The sequence below is a fragment of the Micromonospora sp. NPDC047548 genome (assembly GCF_040642975.1).
Taxonomy (GTDB): Bacteria; Actinomycetota; Actinomycetes; order Mycobacteriales; family Micromonosporaceae; genus Micromonospora.
Genome location: NZ_JBEYTI010000041.1, coordinates 1 through 17511 on the forward strand (window position 1 = coordinate 1; position 17511 = coordinate 17511).

Annotated in this window: 17 protein-coding genes and 1 pseudogene; 15 read left to right on the forward strand and 3 right to left on the reverse strand. The window is 69.6% G+C overall.

Annotated features, from left to right (window positions below; genetic code table 11):
• Positions 1 to 6: 6 nt before the first annotated feature.
• The 10 genes from ABZ807_RS27320 (at position 7) to ABZ807_RS27365 (ending at position 7988) form a co-directional block, all read left to right on the forward strand.
• Positions 7 to 111, forward strand: a complete 105-nt coding sequence (locus ABZ807_RS27320; RefSeq protein WP_357163944.1) for an SAM-dependent methyltransferase — start codon at positions 7 to 9, stop codon at positions 109 to 111.
• A 730-nt stretch (positions 112 to 841) separates the two neighbouring features.
• Positions 842 to 1603, forward strand: coding sequence for a DeoR/GlpR family DNA-binding transcription regulator (locus ABZ807_RS27325; protein ID WP_357163855.1), 762 nt, complete (start codon positions 842 to 844; stop codon positions 1601 to 1603).
• A complete protein-coding gene (locus tag ABZ807_RS27330; protein WP_357163858.1) occupies positions 1600 to 2568 on the forward strand; it encodes a 1-phosphofructokinase family hexose kinase in 969 nt (322 codons plus the stop codon). The genes ABZ807_RS27325 and ABZ807_RS27330 overlap by 4 nt, the downstream gene beginning before the upstream one ends.
• 40 nt (positions 2569 to 2608) lie before the next feature.
• The gene (locus tag ABZ807_RS27335; protein ID WP_357163861.1) at positions 2609 to 3829 is read left to right on the forward strand and encodes a PTS mannitol transporter subunit IICB; all 1221 of its coding nucleotides are present in this window, start codon (positions 2609 to 2611) and stop codon (positions 3827 to 3829) included.
• Between the two features lie 7 nt (positions 3830 to 3836).
• Positions 3837 to 4145: a PTS lactose transporter subunit IIB gene (locus ABZ807_RS27340; RefSeq protein ID WP_357114219.1), complete on the forward strand. Its 309-nt coding sequence runs from the start codon at positions 3837 to 3839 to the stop codon at positions 4143 to 4145.
• Positions 4138 to 4608, forward strand: coding sequence for a PTS sugar transporter subunit IIA (locus ABZ807_RS27345; RefSeq protein ID WP_357163864.1), 471 nt, complete (start codon positions 4138 to 4140; stop codon positions 4606 to 4608). Before ABZ807_RS27340 ends, ABZ807_RS27345 begins: the two co-directional genes overlap by 8 nt.
• Positions 4605 to 5645, forward strand: a complete 1041-nt coding sequence (locus tag ABZ807_RS27350; protein WP_357163867.1) for a zinc-dependent dehydrogenase — start codon at positions 4605 to 4607, stop codon at positions 5643 to 5645. The genes ABZ807_RS27345 and ABZ807_RS27350 overlap by 4 nt, the downstream gene beginning before the upstream one ends.
• Before the next feature lie 31 nt (positions 5646 to 5676).
• A complete protein-coding gene (locus ABZ807_RS27355; protein WP_357163870.1) occupies positions 5677 to 5988 on the forward strand; it encodes an HPr family phosphocarrier protein in 312 nt (103 codons plus the stop codon).
• The gene (ptsP, locus tag ABZ807_RS27360; protein WP_357163873.1) at positions 5981 to 7618 is read left to right on the forward strand and encodes a phosphoenolpyruvate--protein phosphotransferase; all 1638 of its coding nucleotides are present in this window, start codon (positions 5981 to 5983) and stop codon (positions 7616 to 7618) included. Before ABZ807_RS27355 ends, ptsP begins: the two co-directional genes overlap by 8 nt.
• 130 nt (positions 7619 to 7748) lie before the next feature.
• Positions 7749 to 7988, forward strand: coding sequence for a hypothetical protein (locus tag ABZ807_RS27365; protein WP_357163877.1), 240 nt, complete (start codon positions 7749 to 7751; stop codon positions 7986 to 7988).
• Between the two features lie 83 nt (positions 7989 to 8071).
• On the opposite strand, the gene ABZ807_RS27370 is transcribed toward ABZ807_RS27365, so the two are convergent.
• Positions 8072 to 8251 (reverse strand): hypothetical protein, encoded by a 180-nt coding sequence (locus ABZ807_RS27370; RefSeq protein WP_357163881.1) that lies wholly within the window; start codon positions 8249 to 8251, stop codon positions 8072 to 8074.
• A 212-nt stretch (positions 8252 to 8463) separates the two neighbouring features.
• On the opposite strand from ABZ807_RS27370, the gene ABZ807_RS27375 reads away from it, so the two are divergent.
• Positions 8464 to 9321: an MBL fold metallo-hydrolase gene (locus ABZ807_RS27375; protein WP_357163884.1), complete on the forward strand. Its 858-nt coding sequence runs from the start codon at positions 8464 to 8466 to the stop codon at positions 9319 to 9321.
• A 46-nt stretch (positions 9322 to 9367) separates the two neighbouring features.
• Here ABZ807_RS27375 and ABZ807_RS27380 read toward each other — a convergent pair.
• Positions 9368 to 9583, reverse strand: a pseudogene (locus tag ABZ807_RS27380) (serine hydrolase); the annotation flags it as partial.
• A gap of 363 nt (positions 9584 to 9946) precedes the next feature.
• Here ABZ807_RS27380 and ABZ807_RS27385 point away from each other — a divergent pair.
• The 4 genes from ABZ807_RS27385 (at position 9947) to ABZ807_RS27400 (ending at position 15020) form a co-directional block, all read left to right on the forward strand.
• Complete coding sequence (locus tag ABZ807_RS27385) at positions 9947 to 11326, forward strand: sugar ABC transporter substrate-binding protein (protein WP_357163887.1); 1380 nt, start codon at positions 9947 to 9949, stop codon at positions 11324 to 11326.
• 75 nt (positions 11327 to 11401) lie between these two features.
• Positions 11402 to 12355 carry a sugar ABC transporter permease gene (locus tag ABZ807_RS27390; RefSeq protein ID WP_357163891.1) on the forward strand — a complete coding sequence of 318 codons (954 nt, stop codon included), beginning with the start codon at positions 11402 to 11404 and terminating at the stop codon, positions 12353 to 12355.
• Between the two features lie 12 nt (positions 12356 to 12367).
• Positions 12368 to 13255, forward strand: coding sequence for a carbohydrate ABC transporter permease (locus ABZ807_RS27395; protein ID WP_357163894.1), 888 nt, complete (start codon positions 12368 to 12370; stop codon positions 13253 to 13255).
• 94 nt (positions 13256 to 13349) lie between these two features.
• Positions 13350 to 15020 carry a glycoside hydrolase family 13 protein gene (locus tag ABZ807_RS27400; RefSeq protein ID WP_357163897.1) on the forward strand — a complete coding sequence of 557 codons (1671 nt, stop codon included), beginning with the start codon at positions 13350 to 13352 and terminating at the stop codon, positions 15018 to 15020.
• A 51-nt stretch (positions 15021 to 15071) separates the two neighbouring features.
• Here ABZ807_RS27400 and ABZ807_RS27405 read toward each other — a convergent pair whose 3' ends face one another.
• Positions 15072 to 17462 (reverse strand): discoidin domain-containing protein, encoded by a 2391-nt coding sequence (locus ABZ807_RS27405; protein ID WP_357163900.1) that lies wholly within the window; start codon positions 17460 to 17462, stop codon positions 15072 to 15074.
• Positions 17463 to 17511: the final 49 nt, after the last annotated feature.

The following is a 17511-nucleotide window of genomic DNA, read 5'->3' on the forward strand; positions in this document are numbered from 1 at the left end:
CTGGACCTGGTCGAACCGGGGGTCGTGCCGATCAGCGAGTGGCGCCCGGACCGCGACCAGCATCCCGTGCCAGCCGAGGTGTCCATGTACGGCGCCGTCGCCCGGGTGTAGCCGTCCTCGCACAGCGACCCGGCGGCCAGTCCGGGGTGACAGTCGGTGACCCGTCCCTCGAATTCGGTCCGTCGATCGTCAATCCCTTGGCATACAGCGACAACACGACCTCGTCGACCCCCGACAGGCGGCGCTGCTGCTTACGCACGATCTGCGGCTCGAAGGTCCGGGCGCACTTCACCCAGGGCGCCGTGACCTGGGAGTGACGCGTCGTTGATTTTGCGGCCTGCCCGCTACTGCCGTCGATCAAGCCGTCGATCAGGTCAGAAGCTGTACGGACCGTGGTGAAGCGGGCCACATCGGCGGCATCGCCGAGGGTGCCCACGGCGCTGACCGGGCCGGTCGACGACCTCGATGGTCACCGAGTGCCTGCACTGTCCAACGTGTCCCCCCTCGCCAGCGCGCCTACGGTTCGGCGAGGTGGGCACCGCTACTTCGAGCTGGGCAAGCCCCTCTTGAGCCACATCTCGCCAACGGTGCCCGGCCAGAACGCACGCCATGAGTGAGCCACACCCGCAGCTGGGCAGCCACAGACAGAGCGTCCCGCCGGGCACCTGGTCAACACCCCGTCGGGCTTTGACGTGGCTCCATTGATCAAGTAGCCGCAGGCCTGGGTCGTGGCGGCCGCCCCCCCGGTCGAGATTGAGGTTCGTTCATGCGTGACCCTTGACACCTCACATAAACGGGCGTAAACAAAGGAGAAACCAAGTTGAAACGGCGGTGAGCCCACATGTATGCCGAGGAGCGGCAGCAGGAGATCGTCCGGCTGGCTCGGTCCAACGGGCGAGTCGAGGTGGGGACTCTCGCCGACGCCCTCGCCGTGACCGCGGAGACGATCCGGCGGGATCTGACGACTCTGGAGCGGGCCGGCGTCCTGCGCCGGGTGCACGGTGGCGCGATCCCGGTGGAGCGGATCGGCTTCGAACCCGCGCTGGCGGCCAGGGACTCCGTGCTGATCGACGAAAAGGAGCGGATCGCCAAGGCGGCGCTCGCCGAGATCCCCGCAGAGGGCGCGATCATCCTGGACGCCGGCACCACGACGGCCCGCCTGGCCGAGGCGCTGCCCAGCGACCGGGAGTTGACCGTGGTGGTCAACTCCCCGGTGATCGCCACCATTCTCGGCACCCGGGCCAACCTCAACGTGCTGCTGCTCGGCGGCCGGTTGCGCGGCCGCACGCTGGCCACGGTGGACGACTGGGCACTGCGGCCCCTCGCCGACCTGTACGTTGACGTCGCGTTCCTCGGCACCAACGGCTGCTCCGTCGAGCGGGGCCTCACCACCCCCGATCCCGCCGAGGCCGCGGTGAAGGCCGCCATGATCAGGGCGGCCCGCCGGGTCGTCCTACTCGCCGACCACACCAAGCTCGGCAACGATTACCTCGCCCGGTTCGGGTCCGTGTCCGATTTGGACCTGCTCATCACCGACATCGGCGTCGACGACGAGTTGGCCGGCGACGTGGAGGCGGCCGGAGCCCGGGTGGTGCGGGCATGATCGTCACCCTCACCCTCAATCCGAGCCTCGACCGCACGATGGAGATCACCGAGCTGGTCCGCGGCGACGTCATCCGCGCCACAGCGGTCCATCTCGAACCGGGCGGCAAGGGTGTCAACGTATCCCGGGCGCTGCTCGCCAACGGGGTGCCGTCGCGAGCGGTGCTGCCGTGCGGCGGCGACGACGGGGCGGAGCTCGTTCGACTACTCGTCGCGGCGGGCGTTGAGGTCCGGGCGATCCCGATCTCCGGCCGTACCCGTTCCAACATCACCATCGCCGAGCCGGATGGCACCATCACGAAGATTAACGAACCGGGACCGGAACTCACCGCCGACGAGGTCACCGGCCTCACCGACCGGGCGCTCACCGAGGCGGGCCCGGGAGGCTGCGTGGTGCTGTGCGGCAGCGCCCCGCCCGGGCTGCCCATGACGGACCTCACCGCCCTCTACGAGCGGGTGGTCGCCGCAGGTGACCGGCTCGTGGTCGATACGAGCGGGCCGGCGTTGCGGGCGGCCGCGGTGGCCGGAGCGGACCTCGTCAAACCCAACCGCGACGAGGTCGCCGAGGTCGTCGGCCGGTCGATGCGGTCCCTCGACGACGTGGTCGAGGCCGCGCGGGAACTGCGCTCGTGGGGAGCCGGCACGGTGCTGGCCAGCCTCGGAGCCGACGGTGCCGTCCTCGTCGACGACACCGGTGTGCTCGTCGGGTCCGCGCCGGTGCCGCGACCGCGCAGTTCCGTCGGTGCCGGCGACGCGCTGCTCGCCGGCTTCCTCACCCGCTGGGGTGCCGGCCCCGCACGCGGCCGGGATCTCGCCGCTGCGGCCCTGGCCGAGGGACTGGCCTGGGGCGCCGCCGCCGTCAGCCTGCCCGGCAGCCGGATGCCCGGCCCGGCGGACATCGAGCGCGACTCCGTCCGCCTCGACACCCGGCCGGAGGACCTCCGGCGGCTACTGACACCCAACTAATCCCCCATCCCCCACCCGTCTGGCGTTCAAGGAGCGAACCATGACGACCAACTACACACCTCAGGTCCAGGGCACCGGCGTCAAGGCCACCGTCCAGCGGATCGGTGGACACCTCGCCGGCATGGTGATGCCGAACATCGGCGCCTTCATCGCCTGGGGTCTGATCACCGCGCTGTTCATCCCCACCGGCTGGCTGCCGAACGAGAAGTTCGCCGCCCTGGTCGGACCCATGATCTCCGTCCTGCTGCCGGTCCTCATCGGCTACACCGGTGGCCGACTGGTGCACGGTCAGCGGGGCGCCGTCGTCGGCGCGGTCGCCACCGTCGGCATCGTGGTCGGCTCCGAGGTTCCCATGTTCCTCGGTGCGATGATCATCGGCCCGCTGGCCGCGTACGTCGTGAAGCTCGTCGACGGCCTGATCAAGGACCGGATCCGCCCCGGCTTCGAGATGCTTGTCGACAACTTCTCTGCCGGCATCATCGGTGGCGGCATGGCGTTGCTGGGCGTCCTGGGGATCGGGCCAGTGGTCCGCGCGTTGACCAGTGCGGCCGGTAACGGCGTGGACTGGCTGGTATCGAACCACATGCTCGGCGTGGTGTCGGTGATCGTCGAGCCAGCGAAGGTCCTGTTCCTCAACAACGCCATCAACCACGGCGTGTTCGGGCCGCTCGGGGTGGCCGAGGCGGCGGGGCAGGGCAAGTCCATTCTCTTCATGATCGAGACCAACCCCGGTCCCGGTCTCGGTCTGCTGCTGGCCTACTTCCTGTTCGGGCCGCGGGCGCTGCGTCCGACCGCCCCGGCCGCGATGATCATCCATTTCCTCGGCGGCATCCACGAGGTGTACTTCCCGTACGTACTGATGAAGCCCCGGCTGGTCCTCGCAATGATCGCCGGCGGCGCGGCCGGTGTCTCCACCTTCATGATCACCGGCGCCGGTCTCGTCGCCACACCCTCGCCCGGCAGCATCTTCGCCTACGCCGCGGTCACCGCCAAGGGCGGCTGGTTCGGGGTCTTCCTCGGCGTCCTCATCGCGGCCGCGGTCACCTTCGCCGTCGCGGCTCTGCTGCTCAGGATAGGACGTACCGAGCCGGACGACGCCGACGTCGAGACCACCGCGCCCGAGGAGCGGGCCGACGCCGAGCGAGCGGAACTCGAGGCCGCGCAGCGCCGGTCGGCCGCCAACAAGCTGCGTACGCCGGCGGCCCGCGACTCCGCGGAGCGACCGGAGTACGCCGACCCCACCAACACTGGAAAGGCGTGAACCATCCATGGCCACCATCAACGGCACCGCCATCCGCAAGGTCGTCGTCGCCTGTGACGCCGGAATGGGCAGCAGCGTCATGCTCGCCAGCCAGCTGCGCCGCCAGCTCGGCAAGAACTCAGTGACCGTCGAGCACACCCCGGTCGACTCGATCCCCGCCGACGCCGACGTGGTGATCTGCCACCAGGGACTTGTCCAGCGCGCCCGGCTCAGCGCGCCCGGCGTGGTGGTCGTCCCTATCCAGGTATTCATCGGCGACCCAGCCGTGACGAAGGTCGTCAAGGCCGTGCAGGCCGGGGGCGATCTAAGTGGATGACAGCCTGCTGCAGGAACAGGCGATCCGGCTCGCCGAGCGGGCCGCGACCCGCGCGGACGCGGTCCGCCGGTGCGGGGAGGTGCTGGTCGAGATCGGCGCGGTCACCCCGGAGTACGTGACCGCGATGCTGGACCGCGAGGAGTCCATCTCCACCTACGTGGGCGAAGGCGTCGCCATCCCGCACGGGACCGCCGCGGGCAAAGCGGCCATCCACCGCGACGCCCTGGCCGTGCTGCGGTTTCCCGATGGGGTCGACTGGGGCGGCAACCCGGTGCAGCTGTGCATAGCGATCGCCGCCCAGGGCGACGGGCACGTCGACCTGCTCGCCGAACTCGCCGAGATCCTCCTGAGCCCCGACCGCGCGCGGGCGCTGCGCGAGGCGTCCGACCCGACCGAGGTACACCGGCTCCTGGTCCCCACGGCCGGCGCCGACCACGAAAATCGAGAGGAAAAGGTGCGATGAAGGTCGTACGCTTCCACGCCCCCGGCGACGTCCGCATCTCCGACGCGCCAGAGCCCGCGCCGGGGGCGGGCGACGTGAAGATCCGGGTACGCAACTGTTCCACCTGCGGCACCGACGTGAAGATCTTCCGGTTCGGCCACCACCACATCGTGCCGCCCCGCGTCATGGGCCACGAGATCGCTGGCGAGGTCGTCGAGGTCGGCCAGGACGTCGACGGGTGGGCGCCGGGTGACCGCGTACAGGTCATCGCCGCCATCCCGTGCGGCCACTGTGTCGAGTGCCGGCGGGGGTCCCGCACCGTCTGCGAGAACCAGGAGTCAATGGGGTATCACCACGACGGCGGCTTCGCCGAGTACCTCGTGGTGCCGGCCAAGGTGCTGGCCGTCGACGGGCTGAACCGGATCCCCGACGGGCTCGACTACGCCCAGGCGTCGGTGGCCGAGCCGCTGGCCTGCGTCCTCAACGGACAGCAGCTCGCCCGGGTCGGCGCGGGCGACGACGTGGTGATCATCGGCTCCGGCCCGATCGGCTGCCTGCACGTCCGCCTGGCCCGCGCCCGGGGCGCCGCCCGGGTCACCCTCGTCGAACTCAACCCGGAGCGGCTGGCGCAGGCCGCCGCGCTCGTCGCCCCCGACGCCACCATCTGCGCCAGGGACACCGATCCGGTGGACGCCGTGCGCAAACTGACCGACGGGCGGGGAGCCGACGTCGTCGTCACCGCTGCAGCGTCGGGAGCGGCGCAGGAGCAGGCCGTCCAGATGGCCGCCCGGCAGGGCCGCATCAGCCTCTTCGGCGGGCTGCCCAAGGACAACCCGACAATCAGGCTGGACGCCAACCTGGTGCACTACCGCGAGCTGACCGTCGTCGGCGCCAACGGCTCCAGCCCCGCGCACAACGCCGAGGCGCTGCGCCTCATCGCCTCCGGCGCCGTATCGGTGGCCGACCTGATCACCCACCGACTTCCGCTGGACGCCGCGCTCGAGGCGTTCGACCTGGTCGCCAGCGGCACGGCGATCAAGGTGACCATCGAGCCCTGACCCCACACACACCTCTCCGAAGGAGACGGCAATGCCCACCCGAACGGTCACCGTCGGCTCCGCCAGCGGTCTGCACGCCCGACCCGCCGCCATCTTCGTCGCCGCCGCCACCGCGCAACCCGTCGCGGTGACCATCCGGACCGCCGACAAGCCCGCCGTCCCCGCCCGCAGCATGTTGTCCGTGCTGTCGTTGGGCGCCAAGTACGGCACCGAGGTAACCCTGGAGGCCGACGGGCCGGCCGCGGAGAGCAGCCTCGACGCGCTCGCCGCGCTCATCGCCGCAGACCTCGACGCCGAGAAGACCGAAGGTGGCTCCGACCGGGGGCGGGACGGCGATGGCTGAACACCTGCGGGGCATCGGTGTCAGCCCAGGCCGCGCCGCCGGTCCGGCGTACCGGATGACGCCGGCGCCGCGCGTACCGGACCCCAGCCCGGTGGCCGACCCGGAGGCCGAGGCCGAGCAGGTGATAGCAGCACTCGCGGCGGTCGCCGCCGACCTCGACCGGCGCGCGTCCGCCGCCGGTACCGGCCCCGCCGCCGACATCCTGCGCGCGCAGGCGATGATGGCGCAGGACACCGAGCTGGTCGAGGCCGCGGCGGCGAAGGCCCGGGCCGGCTGCACCGCGGCCGCTGCCATCGATGCTGCCCTCGCCGTACACCGGCAGGCGTTCCAGGCCGCCGGCGGGTACCTCGCCGAACGGGTGGCCGACCTGGACGACATCCGAAACCGCGCCGTGGCGACGTGCCTGGGTCTGCCGGCGCCCGGCATCCCGACCCCCGATCACCCGTTCGTGCTGGTCGCCCGGGACCTCGCCCCGGCCGACACCGCCGAACTGGACCCGGAGCGGGTACTCGCACTGGTCACCGAGGAAGGCGGACCCACCAGCCACACCGCGATCCTGGCCCGGGCCCTCGGCCTGCCCGCCGTGGTGATGTGCGGCGGCGCGCTGGACCTCGACCACGGCGTCTCCGTCGTCGTCGACGGCACCACCGGCGAGGTCACGGCCGGCGTGGACGCGGCCAGCGTCGCGGCGACCCGGGTCGCCGAACAGCGCCGCCGGCTGCGGCTGGCCAGCGCCAGCGGTCCCGGCCGCACCGCCGACGGACATCCCGTCGCCCTGTACGGCAACATCGGCTCCGCCAAGGACCTGCACGGGGACCTGGAGGGCGTCGGTCTGTTCCGTACCGAACTGCTCTACCTCAACCGGACCGACCCGCCGGACCGCGACGAGCAGGCCGCCGCTTACGCCGAGGTGTTCGCGGCGATGGCGGGCCGTCGGGTGATCGTGCGGACCCTCGACGCTGGTGCCGACAAGCCACTGCCGTTCCTGCGGCAGGGCGCCGAACCGAACCCGGCGCTGGGAGTCCGCGGGCTGCGCCTGGCGCGGCGGCGACCCAATGTCCTGCGTACCCAACTGGAAGCAATCGCGCAGGCGGCCCGGCAGACCTCGGCGCAGGTGTGGGTAATGGCGCCGATGGTCGCCACGGTCGCCGAGGCCCAGCGGTTCGTCGCGGCCTGCCGCGACGCCGGGCTGCCCACCGCCGGAGCGATGGTGGAGGTCCCGGCGGCCGCGCTGCGGGCCCGCGCGTTGCTCTCGGTCGTCGACTTCCTCAGCATCGGCACCAACGACCTGAGCCAGTACACCTTCGCCGCCGACCGCCAATGCGGGGAGCTGGCCGATCTACTCGACCCGTGGCAGCCCGCCCTCCTCGAACTGGTCGCCGGCTGCGCATCCGCCGGGGTGGCCGCCGGCAAGCCGGTCGGCGTCTGCGGCGAGGCCGCCGCCGACCCTCGGCTCGCGCTAGTGCTCACCGGTCTCGGCGTGACCAGCCTGTCGATGGCGCCGCGCGCCGTGTCCGAGATGCGGGAGGCGCTCGCCGCGCACACCCTCGCCGAGTGTCGGCAACTCGCCACCGAGGCACTCGCCACGGATGAGACGCGGTCTGACCGGAACGGGGCGGCTGTCGGCTGATGCAAACACTGAACGAGATGGGGGATTCCCCGCCCGTCCGGCGTCGACCCGGACCGCAACCCGCACCGCAGCGGAGACGGGTGGACCCTACACATGGTCGCCGCGATCTCGAGTAGCCCCCGCTACAGGTGTGGAATCGGCAACGCACCGCCACAACCCCGTCGACCACCAGCCCGGCGCCGAGGGGCACCGGTGGAACCCGGCCAAACAGTGGGTGGTCTCCAAGGAGATGGCGCACGCCGCGCTGGTCAGCGAGGAGGACTTCGTCGCCGCCCAGGCCATCCGATGTAACCCGACCCCCGAGGACGGCCACGCCCGGACCTTCCTGCTGTCCGGTCCGCCTGCGTTCCGCAGCTCCGCTTCGATATAGTCCGCGAATCTGGGGCTTGAACTGGGCAAACACCGGCAGGCCCGGTGAGATGGCGTGTCACTAGGCCGTGGCGTTCGTGCTGGTCAGACGGTTGCAGGTGTCGCGTTGATGACGCGGGGCGGCTCGGTGATCTTCAGCTTGATGAACAGTGCCTTCTGGGGCTGCGACAGCTCGGTGCGCTGGCAGAAGGCGCCGGCGGGGCCGGTGAACACGCCGACGTGCAGCCGCTCGACATCGGCGCGGATCTCCTTGCACGCCCTCACGGGTCAGAGTTTCAGCAGCTCAGGCCGCCTCCACCAAGGTTGCCACAGAGGGGACCGAGCCGCTGACCACACCGGCTGCCGGCAGCAACGCAGTCAACATGCGGATACTCTGCCACCGTCCCACGGGGCGACCATGAGGCGTGGGACCGTCGACCCGGTGGGGCACAAGGACAAGGCCTGCTGCCCCCGAAGTCAGCACACCGGAGGAAACGATGAGCCTTGACTTTGACGTGTTCGTGGTGGATCCCAAACCGATCCCGAGCGCAGTGCCGGGATTCGAAGAGGCGGTAGGCCCGGCGACCTGGCCGCCGTCCACCTCGACCCTGATCCGCGACGATGGCGATGCCTTACTGGTTGATTGCCTCATCACCGCACAGGAAGGGCGAGAGCTGGCGGCGTGGGTGAAGTCGCACGACTGCGAGCTGCGGTTTGTGTACATCACCCACCCCCACGCCGACCACCTCCTCGGGCTGCCGGAGATCTTGGCAGCGTTCCCGAACGCCCAGCCGGTGGCCCTGGCCGAGTCCATCCCCGCGATGCAGGAGCAGATCTCACCTGGCTACCTACAGATCTGGAGCGGGTTCTTCCCCGACCAGTTGACCGGCAATCCCGTCGCACCGGCGCCGCTGACGGGCACCTCTATTCCGTTCGGACGCTCGGCGGCCACGGTGATCCCGGTCGGGACCTCCGACACCGGGCACTCCACCGTCGTCCATGTCCCCGGCCTGAGCCTGATCGTCTCCGGCGACGTCGTCTACAACCGCACGCACATGTGGCTGTACAAGTCAACGCCCGACTCACGCGCCAGCTGGGCACGGGCCTTGGATGCCGTCGCAGCACTGGAGGCTGACACCCTCATCGCCGGCCACCGCAACCCGCTGGCCCCCGATGACGACGCCCGTCGCCAGATCGACGAAAGCCGCCGCTACCTGGCCGATTTCGAGACAGCGCTGGAACACAGCTCCACCCCCGCCGAGCTGATCGACCGGATGTCCACGGCCTACCCGGAACTGGCAAACCCCTACACGCTCTGGTTCGCGGCCTTCGACCTGCTCGGCACCAGAACCTGACACAGCGCAGACAGACCGCCAAACCATGCCCGCGGAGACCATGATTGCTGGACATGACCGCGATGACGAACGGCGCGGACGCCGGGGGCCACACGATGGCGATGTCGTTGACCGTGCCGTAGTTGCCGGTCCCGGTCTTGTCGGCCACCGTCCATCCCCGAGGCACGCCGGCTCGGATGCGTCGGGCGCCGGCGCTGGTGGCGTTGCGTTCCAACAGGTCACGGAGGAAGGCGCGCTTGCCCGGTGGCAGGGCGTCGCCCAGCACGATCCTCTGGTAGCTCGCGCCCCATCCCCAGGAGAGCGCGGCGAGTGCTGGTCGGTCGCGGTGACGTCATTGACTTCCCTCCGCTGGTGATCACGAAAGTTAGCAAGTCTGCAGGAGACCGACCGTCTCGCGGCCCCGTCAACGGCGCTTGGTTACGTAGTTGCATCGATTCTTTGCACGGATCAGTCGAAACCTTGCGACCATCGGTCGCCGTCGCTACAGTGACGACTCACGCCACGCCTCCACGCCATCGGGGTCGACCTCCTTGTGGGGTGACTCGGGAAGCAGCACCACACCGCCGCGGTGACGGCCGTCGCGGGACCAACCACTACGAACGCCCGCTCCCGAAGGGATGGACAGATGTCGCTACCGCAATACCGAAGGGCCACGGTGGTAGCCCTCGCGGCCGGCCTGGGGCTCAGCCTCGCGGCATGCTCCACCAAGAGCGACGACGGGTCGACCGACGCCAAGGGCAAGGTCACCATCACGGTCGACTGCATGCCGGTCGGCTCGCAGAAGGACCTGGTGAAGAACTGGAACGACGACGTCGCCGAGTTCCAGCGGCAGAACCCGAACATCACCATCAAGAGCGTGAGCGTCGGCGAGCAGTGCAACAACCCGCCGGACTTCACCGCCCGCCTCGCCGGCGGCACCGTGACGGACCTGTTCTACGGATACATGACCGACCTGCAGCAGGTGCTCGACTCCGGCCAGGCGATGGACGTCACCGAGTTCGCCACCAAGAACACGATCCCGACCTGGGACAGCATCGACCCGGCGCTCAAGGGCGTCTTCACCGACAACGGCAAGCTCTACGCCATCCCGACGAAGAACTACTCGATGGGCCTGCTCTACAACAAGGCCCTCTTCCAGCAGGCCGGGCTCGACGTGAACAACCCGCCGAAGACCTGGGCCGACGTCCGGGCGGCGGCCAAGAAGATCGCCGCCCTCGGCAACGGCGTCGCCGGGTACGCCGAGTACAGCGCCGGCAACACCGGCGGCTGGCACTTCACCGCCGAACTGTATGCGCAGGGCGGCCAGATGGTGACGGCCGACGGCAAGAAGGCCGACTTCAACAACGCGATGGGCAAGCAGGTCCTGCAGAACCTCAAGGACATGCGGTACGGCGACAACAGCATGGGCCAGCGGCAGCTGCTCGGCTGGGGGGACCTGTTGACCCTGGCCGGCGCGGGCAAGGTCGGCATGTTCGTCGGCGCACCGGACGCGACCACCGCGATCGTGACCCAGTTCCAGGGCAAGTACCAGGACTGGGCGATGGCCCCGATGCCCGGCCAGGACGGCCCGGCGAAGGGGACGCTCGGCGGCGGCGAGGGCTACTTCTTCAAGAAGGGCCTGACCAAGGAGCAGGTCGAGGCCGGCCTGAAGTGGCTGGCGTACGAGAAGCTGACGCCGGGCAAGGGCCAGTTCGACTACGTTCGCGGCAAGCCGCAGAACCAGCCGGTCGGTCTCCCCCAGCCGACGCTGTTTGCCAACGGCAGCGACGCCCAGAAGCAGGAGCTGGAGCTCCGCAAGGCAAACGCGAACATCCCGGTGGAGAACTTCACCGCCTTCGAGGCGAGCCCGGTGCCGATCAAGGGCGAGCCGCGCAACGCGCAGGCGATCTACGCGGTGCTCGACGCTGCAATGTCCGGGGTGCTGACGAACCCGAACGCCAACGTCGACGCGCTGCTCAAGACGGCCGAATCCAAGGTCAATCAGCTTCTCGCCAGCAACGGATGAGCGTGCGGGCGGGGCCGGCTCCCGGCCCCGCCCGTCGACCGCAGCCAATCGCCCCGACGTCCAGGAGCTTGCCGCATGGCTCTCACCACCGTTCCCGCTACCGGGCGCCAGCCCGGTAGCGGGCAGTCGCTTCCCGGTCGACGATCGCGGGCCCGCCTCGGCCGGAAGGTGCGGGACAACCTCACGGGACATGCGTTCCTGATCGGGGCGATGCTCTGCTTCGCCCTCTTCGCCTGGTACCCGATGATCCGCGGTGTCGTCATGAGCTTCCAGCGGACCCGGCGCGGCGAGACCACCTGGGTGGGCTGGGACAACTACGTCCGCATCGTCAACGACCCCAGCTTCTGGACGGCGTGGAAGAACACGCTCTACTTCACCCTGCTCGCGCTGTTCCTGGGATACGTGGTGCCGTTCGCCGTGGCGATCGTGCTCAACGAGTTTCGCCACGCCAAGGGCTACCTGCGGTTGCTGGTCTACCTGCCGGTGATGTTGCCGCCCGCGTCGGCGCTGTTCCTGTTCAAGTTCTACGTGTACGACCCGAGCGACGCCGGCCTGTTCAACGCCGTCCTCAGGACGCTGCACCTGCCGACGTCGGAGTGGATGCAGTCGGCCACGATGACGATGCCGGCGATGGTGCTCGCGTCGACCTGGATGAACATGGGCGGCGCCGTGCTGATCTACCTGGCGGCCCTGCAGAACATCCCCGGCGAACTCTACGAGGCGGCGGAGCTCGACGGCGCCGGGATCTGGCGGCGGATCACCAACGTGACCATCCCGCAGACCCGGCTGATCCTCACCCTGATGGCGATGCTGCAGGTCGTCGCCACGATGCAGCTCTTCATCGAGCCGCTGATCCTCGCCAACGGCGCGGGCACCCAGGACGCCGCGACCTCGGTGGCGTACCTCATTTACCAGCACGGCTTCTTCCAGAACGACCTCAACGGCGCCGCGGCGCTCGGCGTGATCATGCTCGTGGCGTTGGGCGGCTTCTCCGCCGTCTACGCGCGGCTGGCCGCCCGACAGGACTAGGACGGGGTGACCATGGCACAGGATTCCGGGGGCCGGACCCTCATCTCCTCTGCCCAGCTGCGGCGGGGCCGCGGCAGGGTCGTCTACTGGATCGTGCTGCTCACCGTCGTCGTGGGCTTCACGCTCGTCTTCCTCGGGCCGCTGTACTGGATGGTGACGGGCGCGCTGAAGTCGGGCCAGGAGATCGCCCAGACTCCCCCGACGCTCTTCCCGAAGGATCCCCGGCCGCAGAACTACGCCGACGCGTGGACCAACCTGAACCTCGCCAAGCTGCTGTTCAACACCTTCTACTACGCCACCGGGGCGCTGCTGTTCCAACTCGTACTCGACACCGCGGCGGCGTACGCCCTGTCGAAGCTGCGACCGGTGCTCGGCAACCTGATCCTCGGCCTGATGCTGGCCACCCTGATGATCCCGGCGATGGTGCTCATCGTCCCGCAGTACGTGACCGTGATCGACCTGCCGATCCTGCACCTGAACCTGCTCGACTCGCCCTTCGCGATCTGGTTGCCGGCGGTGGCGAACGCCTTCAACATCTTCCTGCTGAAGCGGTTCTTCGACGCCATCCCCGAGGACCTGATGGCGGCGGCCACCATCGACGGCGCGGGTCCGCTGCGGACGCTGTGGTCGATCGTCCTGCCGATCTCCCGCCCGATCCTGGGCGTGGTCTCCATCTTCGCGGTGACCGCGGTCTGGAAGGACTTCCTGTGGCCGAAGCTGGTCATGCCCTCGCCCGAGACCCGGACGGTCAGCGTCGGCATCTACGTGTTTTCCGGGGGCACCCCGATGAACGTGGTGGTCGCCGCCGCGGTCATCGCCGCCGTCCCCACGATCGTGTTCTTCCTGATCTTCCAGAAGAACATCATGTCCGGCCTGACCAGCGGCAGCCTCAAGGGCTGACCGAGGTCCGCGTCCCCTCGACGTGATGCGCGGTCACCTCCGCCAGGCGCGGCGGCGGCCGGCAGCACCGTACGCACGAGAAAGCAGGTAGTCCGTGGCGGAAATCCAGGCCCTTCAGGCCACCAGGGCACGCGCACTTCCCACCGATTGGTGGCGTTCTGCCGTCATCTACCAGATCTACCCCCGCAGCTTCGCCGACAGCAACGGCGACGGCATCGGTGACCTCGGCGGCGTACGCGCGCACCTGGACCACCTCGAGGCGCTCGGAATCGACGCCGTGTGGTTCAACCCCTGGTACGCGTCGCCGCAGGCGGATGCCGGCTACGACGTGTCCGACTACCGGGCCATCGACCCGGTCTTCGGCACTCTGACCGAGGCCGAAGAGCTGATCCGGGAGGCGCACGAGCGGGACATCCGGATCATCGTCGACGTGGTGCCCAACCACTGCTCGGACGCGCATCCGTGGTTTGTCGAGGCGCTGCGCACCGGCCCGGGATCCGCCGCCCGCGACCTCTTCTGCTTCCGGCCGGGCCGGGGCGCGAACGGCGAGCTGCCGCCGAACGACTGGCAGTCCATCTTCGGTGGCCCGGCGTGGACCAGGACCAGCAACCCGGACGGCGCACCGGGCGAGTGGTACCTGCACCTGTTCGCCGCCGAGCAACCCGACCTCAACTGGGAGAACCCCAAGGTCCGTGAGGAGTTCGAGGACGTCCTGCGGTTCTGGTTCGACCGGGGCGCGGACGGCGTCCGCATCGACTCCGCCGCGCTGCTGATGAAGGACCCAGCGCTGACCGATTTCGATCCGGCCGACCCGCCGTTCCCCCACCCCTACACGGACCGCGACGAGGTGCACGTGGTGTACCGGACGTGGCGGGCGATCGCGGACAGCTACCCGGAGCCGCGCGCGCTGATCGGTGAGGTGTGGCTGCCGGACGCGGAGCGGTTCGCCGCCTACCTGCGCCCCGACGAGCTGCACACGGCCTTCAACTTCGCCTTCCTCGGCTGCGCGTGGGAACCGGACGCGCTGCGCCGAATCATCGACGAGACGATGTCGGTGCACGCGCCGGTCGACGCGCCGCCGACGTGGGTGCTGTCCAACCACGACGTGCCCCGGCATGTGACCCGCTACGGTCGCGCCGACACGTCGTTCAACCTCGAATACCGACAGCTCGGCGCGCCCACCGACCGGACGCTGGGCGTGCGCCGGGCCCGCGCCGCCATCCTGCTCACCCTCGCCCTGCCCGGCTCGGCCTACCTCTACCAGGGCGAGGAACTCGGGCTGGAGGAGATTGAGGACATTCCCGAGGCGATGCGGCAGGATCCGATGTTCCTGCGTACGCAGGGCGAGAACCTCGGCCGCGACGGCTGCCGGGTGCCGATGCCCTGGTCAGGCCAGGCGCCACCGTTCGGTTTCAGCCCAACCGGCGCCCGGCGGGAGCCCTGGCTGCCGCAACCGCGGGCCTGGCGGGACCGCACGGTCGAGGCGCAGACCGGTGATCCTGACTCGATGCTGGAGCTGTACCGCCGGGCGCTGGCCTGCCGGCGCGGCGAGCCGGCGCTCGGGGATGGCCCGTTCGCCTGGTTGCCGGCGCCTGAGTCCGTCCTCGCCTTCAGCCGAGGCCCGCAGAGCCGCTTCGTCTGCGTGGTGAACATGTCGGACCGGGCCACCGAACTCCCCGTGGCCGGGGCGGTGCTGCTCAGCAGCGGTCCGCTGGACGGAGCGCTGCTGCCACCAGACACCTCCGCCTGGGTGTCGGCGCACTGAACTGCCATGAGGGATTCCGAGAACATCCTGGCGGCACCCCTCATGAACCCACTAAGCGGAGTAGATTTCGACCTCGGACAGCTGGCCGGCGGGCCAGCCGCTGTTGGCCGTCACGTTCAGCCGCACGTACCGGACGATGGTGTTGGCGAAGGTCACGGTGACGGTGTTGCCGGTGGCCGGGTTGAACGTGTAACCGGTCGAGCCGACGATCGTGTCGAAGGCCGAGCCGTCGGTGCTGCCGAGGATCGAGAGCGTCTCGGTGCGCGTCGCCCAGGCGGACGGGGGCGGTAGCTTCATGACGAGCCGGCTGATCCCCGTCGCGGAACCGAGATCGACCTGCCACCACTGTGGAAATGCGCTGTTCACGCTTTCCCAATAGGTGTTGGCGTCGCCGTCGACCGCCTTCCCGGATTCGTAGACCTGATTGTGGCCGCTCTCCGAGGTCGGCTTCCCGCGAGCCAGGTTCGTGTTGGCCGCCGGGTCGGTTGTCTGCGTTACGGCGTTGGACGCGGGCGATACGTTGCCCGCGGCATCCTGCGCGGTGACCGTGAATGTGTACGCCGTGCCGGGGTTGAGTCCGCTCACCGTGTACGACGTCGCCGAGGTCGTCGCGACAACCGCTCCACTCTGGCGCACCTGGTAGCCGGCCACACCGACGTTGTCCGTCGATGCGGACCAGGCCAACGACACGCTGGTCGAGGTGTGACCCGTGGCGGTCAGGTTACCCGGGGTAGTCGGTGCCTGCGTGTCCCCGCCGCTGCTCGTGCCGTACACCTCGACCTGAGAGAGTTGCCCGGCGGGCCAACCGGTGTTGGTGGTGAAGTTGAGCCGCACGTACCGGGTCGTCGTGGTCGGAAGTGTGACGGTGACGGTGTTCCCGGTCGCCGGGTCGAAGCGGTAGTCGGCCGGCCCGACGATCGTGGTGAAGGTGGCGCCATCGCCGCTGCCGAGGATCGACAGCGTCTGGGTGCGGGCGGCCCAGGCCGTCGCCGGCGGCAGCCGCAGCACCAGGCGACTGATCGTCGCCGTTGTTCCCAGGTCGACCTGCCACCACTGTGGGAAGGCGTTGTTCGGGCTCTCCCAGTAGGAGTTGGGGTCACCGTCGACGGCGTTCGCCGAGGCGAGGGCCTGGGTGTGCCCGCTCTCCGCCGTCGGTTTGCCTCGTGCCAGGTCAGTGGGGCCGTTTCCGGTCAGCAGCGGTGGCGTGGGGCGCACGGGCGTCAGGGCGAGCTGCCCCTTGAGCATCCGGCCGCCGTCTGCGCTGAGGCGAAGATAGTAGTCGGAGGAGCAGGGGGTGCCATCCTCGTCAAGAGCGAGGAGTCCGGAGTTCGCCGGGACCATGGCCTGCGTCTCGGCCGTCTTCGCGATCTGGTTGCCTTCGTTGAACTCGTCGAACATCGAGATGTAGATGCCCTGCGCGCCGAGGCGCACCATGTTGTAGAACTGGCGCCACATGAAGTCACCGTGCGCCCGCTGCCGGGCGGACACGTCGCCGGGCAATACGCACGGCTGATAGTCGATGCCGTTCGCGGTGCAGTCCGCCTGGTCGCCGGTGTTGACGTTCGTGTAGAACCAGTCCGAACCGGCCGCGTCGCCGATCCGACCCACCATCCACGGCGAAATCATGTTGAAGGCATGGTAGACGTCGAGGTATCCCGGGCGGGAGTCGTTGACGCCGGTGCGCCAGTAGGTCGGCACGCCGCCCATCACGTAGCAGCCCTGGCTCTTGAACCAGTTCACGACGTCGAGGCAGGCGGCGGGGCTCCACGGGTGATTGTCGTCGTTGAATCCGAATCCCCAGATCCCCACGACCGGTTTACCGTTCTGCCGGGCATACGCCGGCGACGCCGTGTGGGCGGACATCTTGTTGGCCCAGTCGGTCTTGATCTCCGACTGCATGCTCGTCCAGCCGGTGACGTCGTACATGATGTAGTACTTGCGGCCGAGCGACTCGGCGGCGGCGCGGACCTTCGCCGCCATCGCGTCGCGCGTCGGGCCCTCGCTGCTGTACGGGTTGAACCGCTGCAGCGCGGCGGTGTCGCACCCGTGCTGCTGCATCCACTGGAAGTGCGTGTCCACGGTCTGCTGGTCGTACGACGAAAACAGGGTGGCCGGCTGGCCGTTCCCGAAGTTGGCGTACCCGGTCGGGTAGGTGCGGGTGAAGTCCCGCACGTCCGGCCAGGCCACGATGGCGGTGTTGCTCGGCGATGGCAACTGGGACCAGTTGGCACTCCAGTGCCACCAGCCGCCGATCGGGGCGCCGTCGCCCGCGCACGCGAACCAGCCCTGATACCCAACGGTGATCTTGCCGACGACGTCGCCGGGCGGGCTCGCCGCGGCGGCCGGTCGAGTCGGCGTCTGCAGCACCTCCGCGGTGGACACCGCGCCGAGCGCCGCCCCCCACAGTGCCGACGTCACCAGCGTGCGGCGGGAGATCGCCATGTCTGCTCCTTTCTGAGCAGCGGGAACCCGGGGTCCCCGGCGGCGGTCG

What these genes read in the sequence shown, in the direction of transcription:
- ABZ807_RS27405 (WP_357163900.1), bottom strand. Translation starts at nt 17,462, where the DNA reads ATGGCGATCTCCCGCCGCACGCTGGTGACGTCGGCACTGTGGGGGGCG.
- ABZ807_RS27385 (WP_357163887.1), top strand. Translation starts at nt 9,947, where the DNA reads ATGTCGCTACCGCAATACCGAAGGGCCACGGTGGTAGCCCTCGCGGCC.
- ABZ807_RS27340 (WP_357114219.1), top strand. Translation starts at nt 3,837, where the DNA reads ATGGCCACCATCAACGGCACCGCCATCCGCAAGGTCGTCGTCGCCTGT.
- ABZ807_RS27375 (WP_357163884.1), top strand. Translation starts at nt 8,464, where the DNA reads ATGAGCCTTGACTTTGACGTGTTCGTGGTGGATCCCAAACCGATCCCG.
- ABZ807_RS27325 (WP_357163855.1), top strand. Translation starts at nt 842, where the DNA reads ATGTATGCCGAGGAGCGGCAGCAGGAGATCGTCCGGCTGGCTCGGTCC.
- ABZ807_RS27390 (WP_357163891.1), top strand. Translation starts at nt 11,402, where the DNA reads ATGGCTCTCACCACCGTTCCCGCTACCGGGCGCCAGCCCGGTAGCGGG.
- ptsP (WP_357163873.1), top strand. Translation starts at nt 5,981, where the DNA reads ATGGCTGAACACCTGCGGGGCATCGGTGTCAGCCCAGGCCGCGCCGCC.
- ABZ807_RS27335 (WP_357163861.1), top strand. Translation starts at nt 2,609, where the DNA reads ATGACGACCAACTACACACCTCAGGTCCAGGGCACCGGCGTCAAGGCC.
- ABZ807_RS27395 (WP_357163894.1), top strand. Translation starts at nt 12,368, where the DNA reads ATGGCACAGGATTCCGGGGGCCGGACCCTCATCTCCTCTGCCCAGCTG.
- ABZ807_RS27330 (WP_357163858.1), top strand. Translation starts at nt 1,600, where the DNA reads ATGATCGTCACCCTCACCCTCAATCCGAGCCTCGACCGCACGATGGAG.
- ABZ807_RS27355 (WP_357163870.1), top strand. Translation starts at nt 5,677, where the DNA reads ATGCCCACCCGAACGGTCACCGTCGGCTCCGCCAGCGGTCTGCACGCC.
- ABZ807_RS27350 (WP_357163867.1), top strand. Translation starts at nt 4,605, where the DNA reads ATGAAGGTCGTACGCTTCCACGCCCCCGGCGACGTCCGCATCTCCGAC.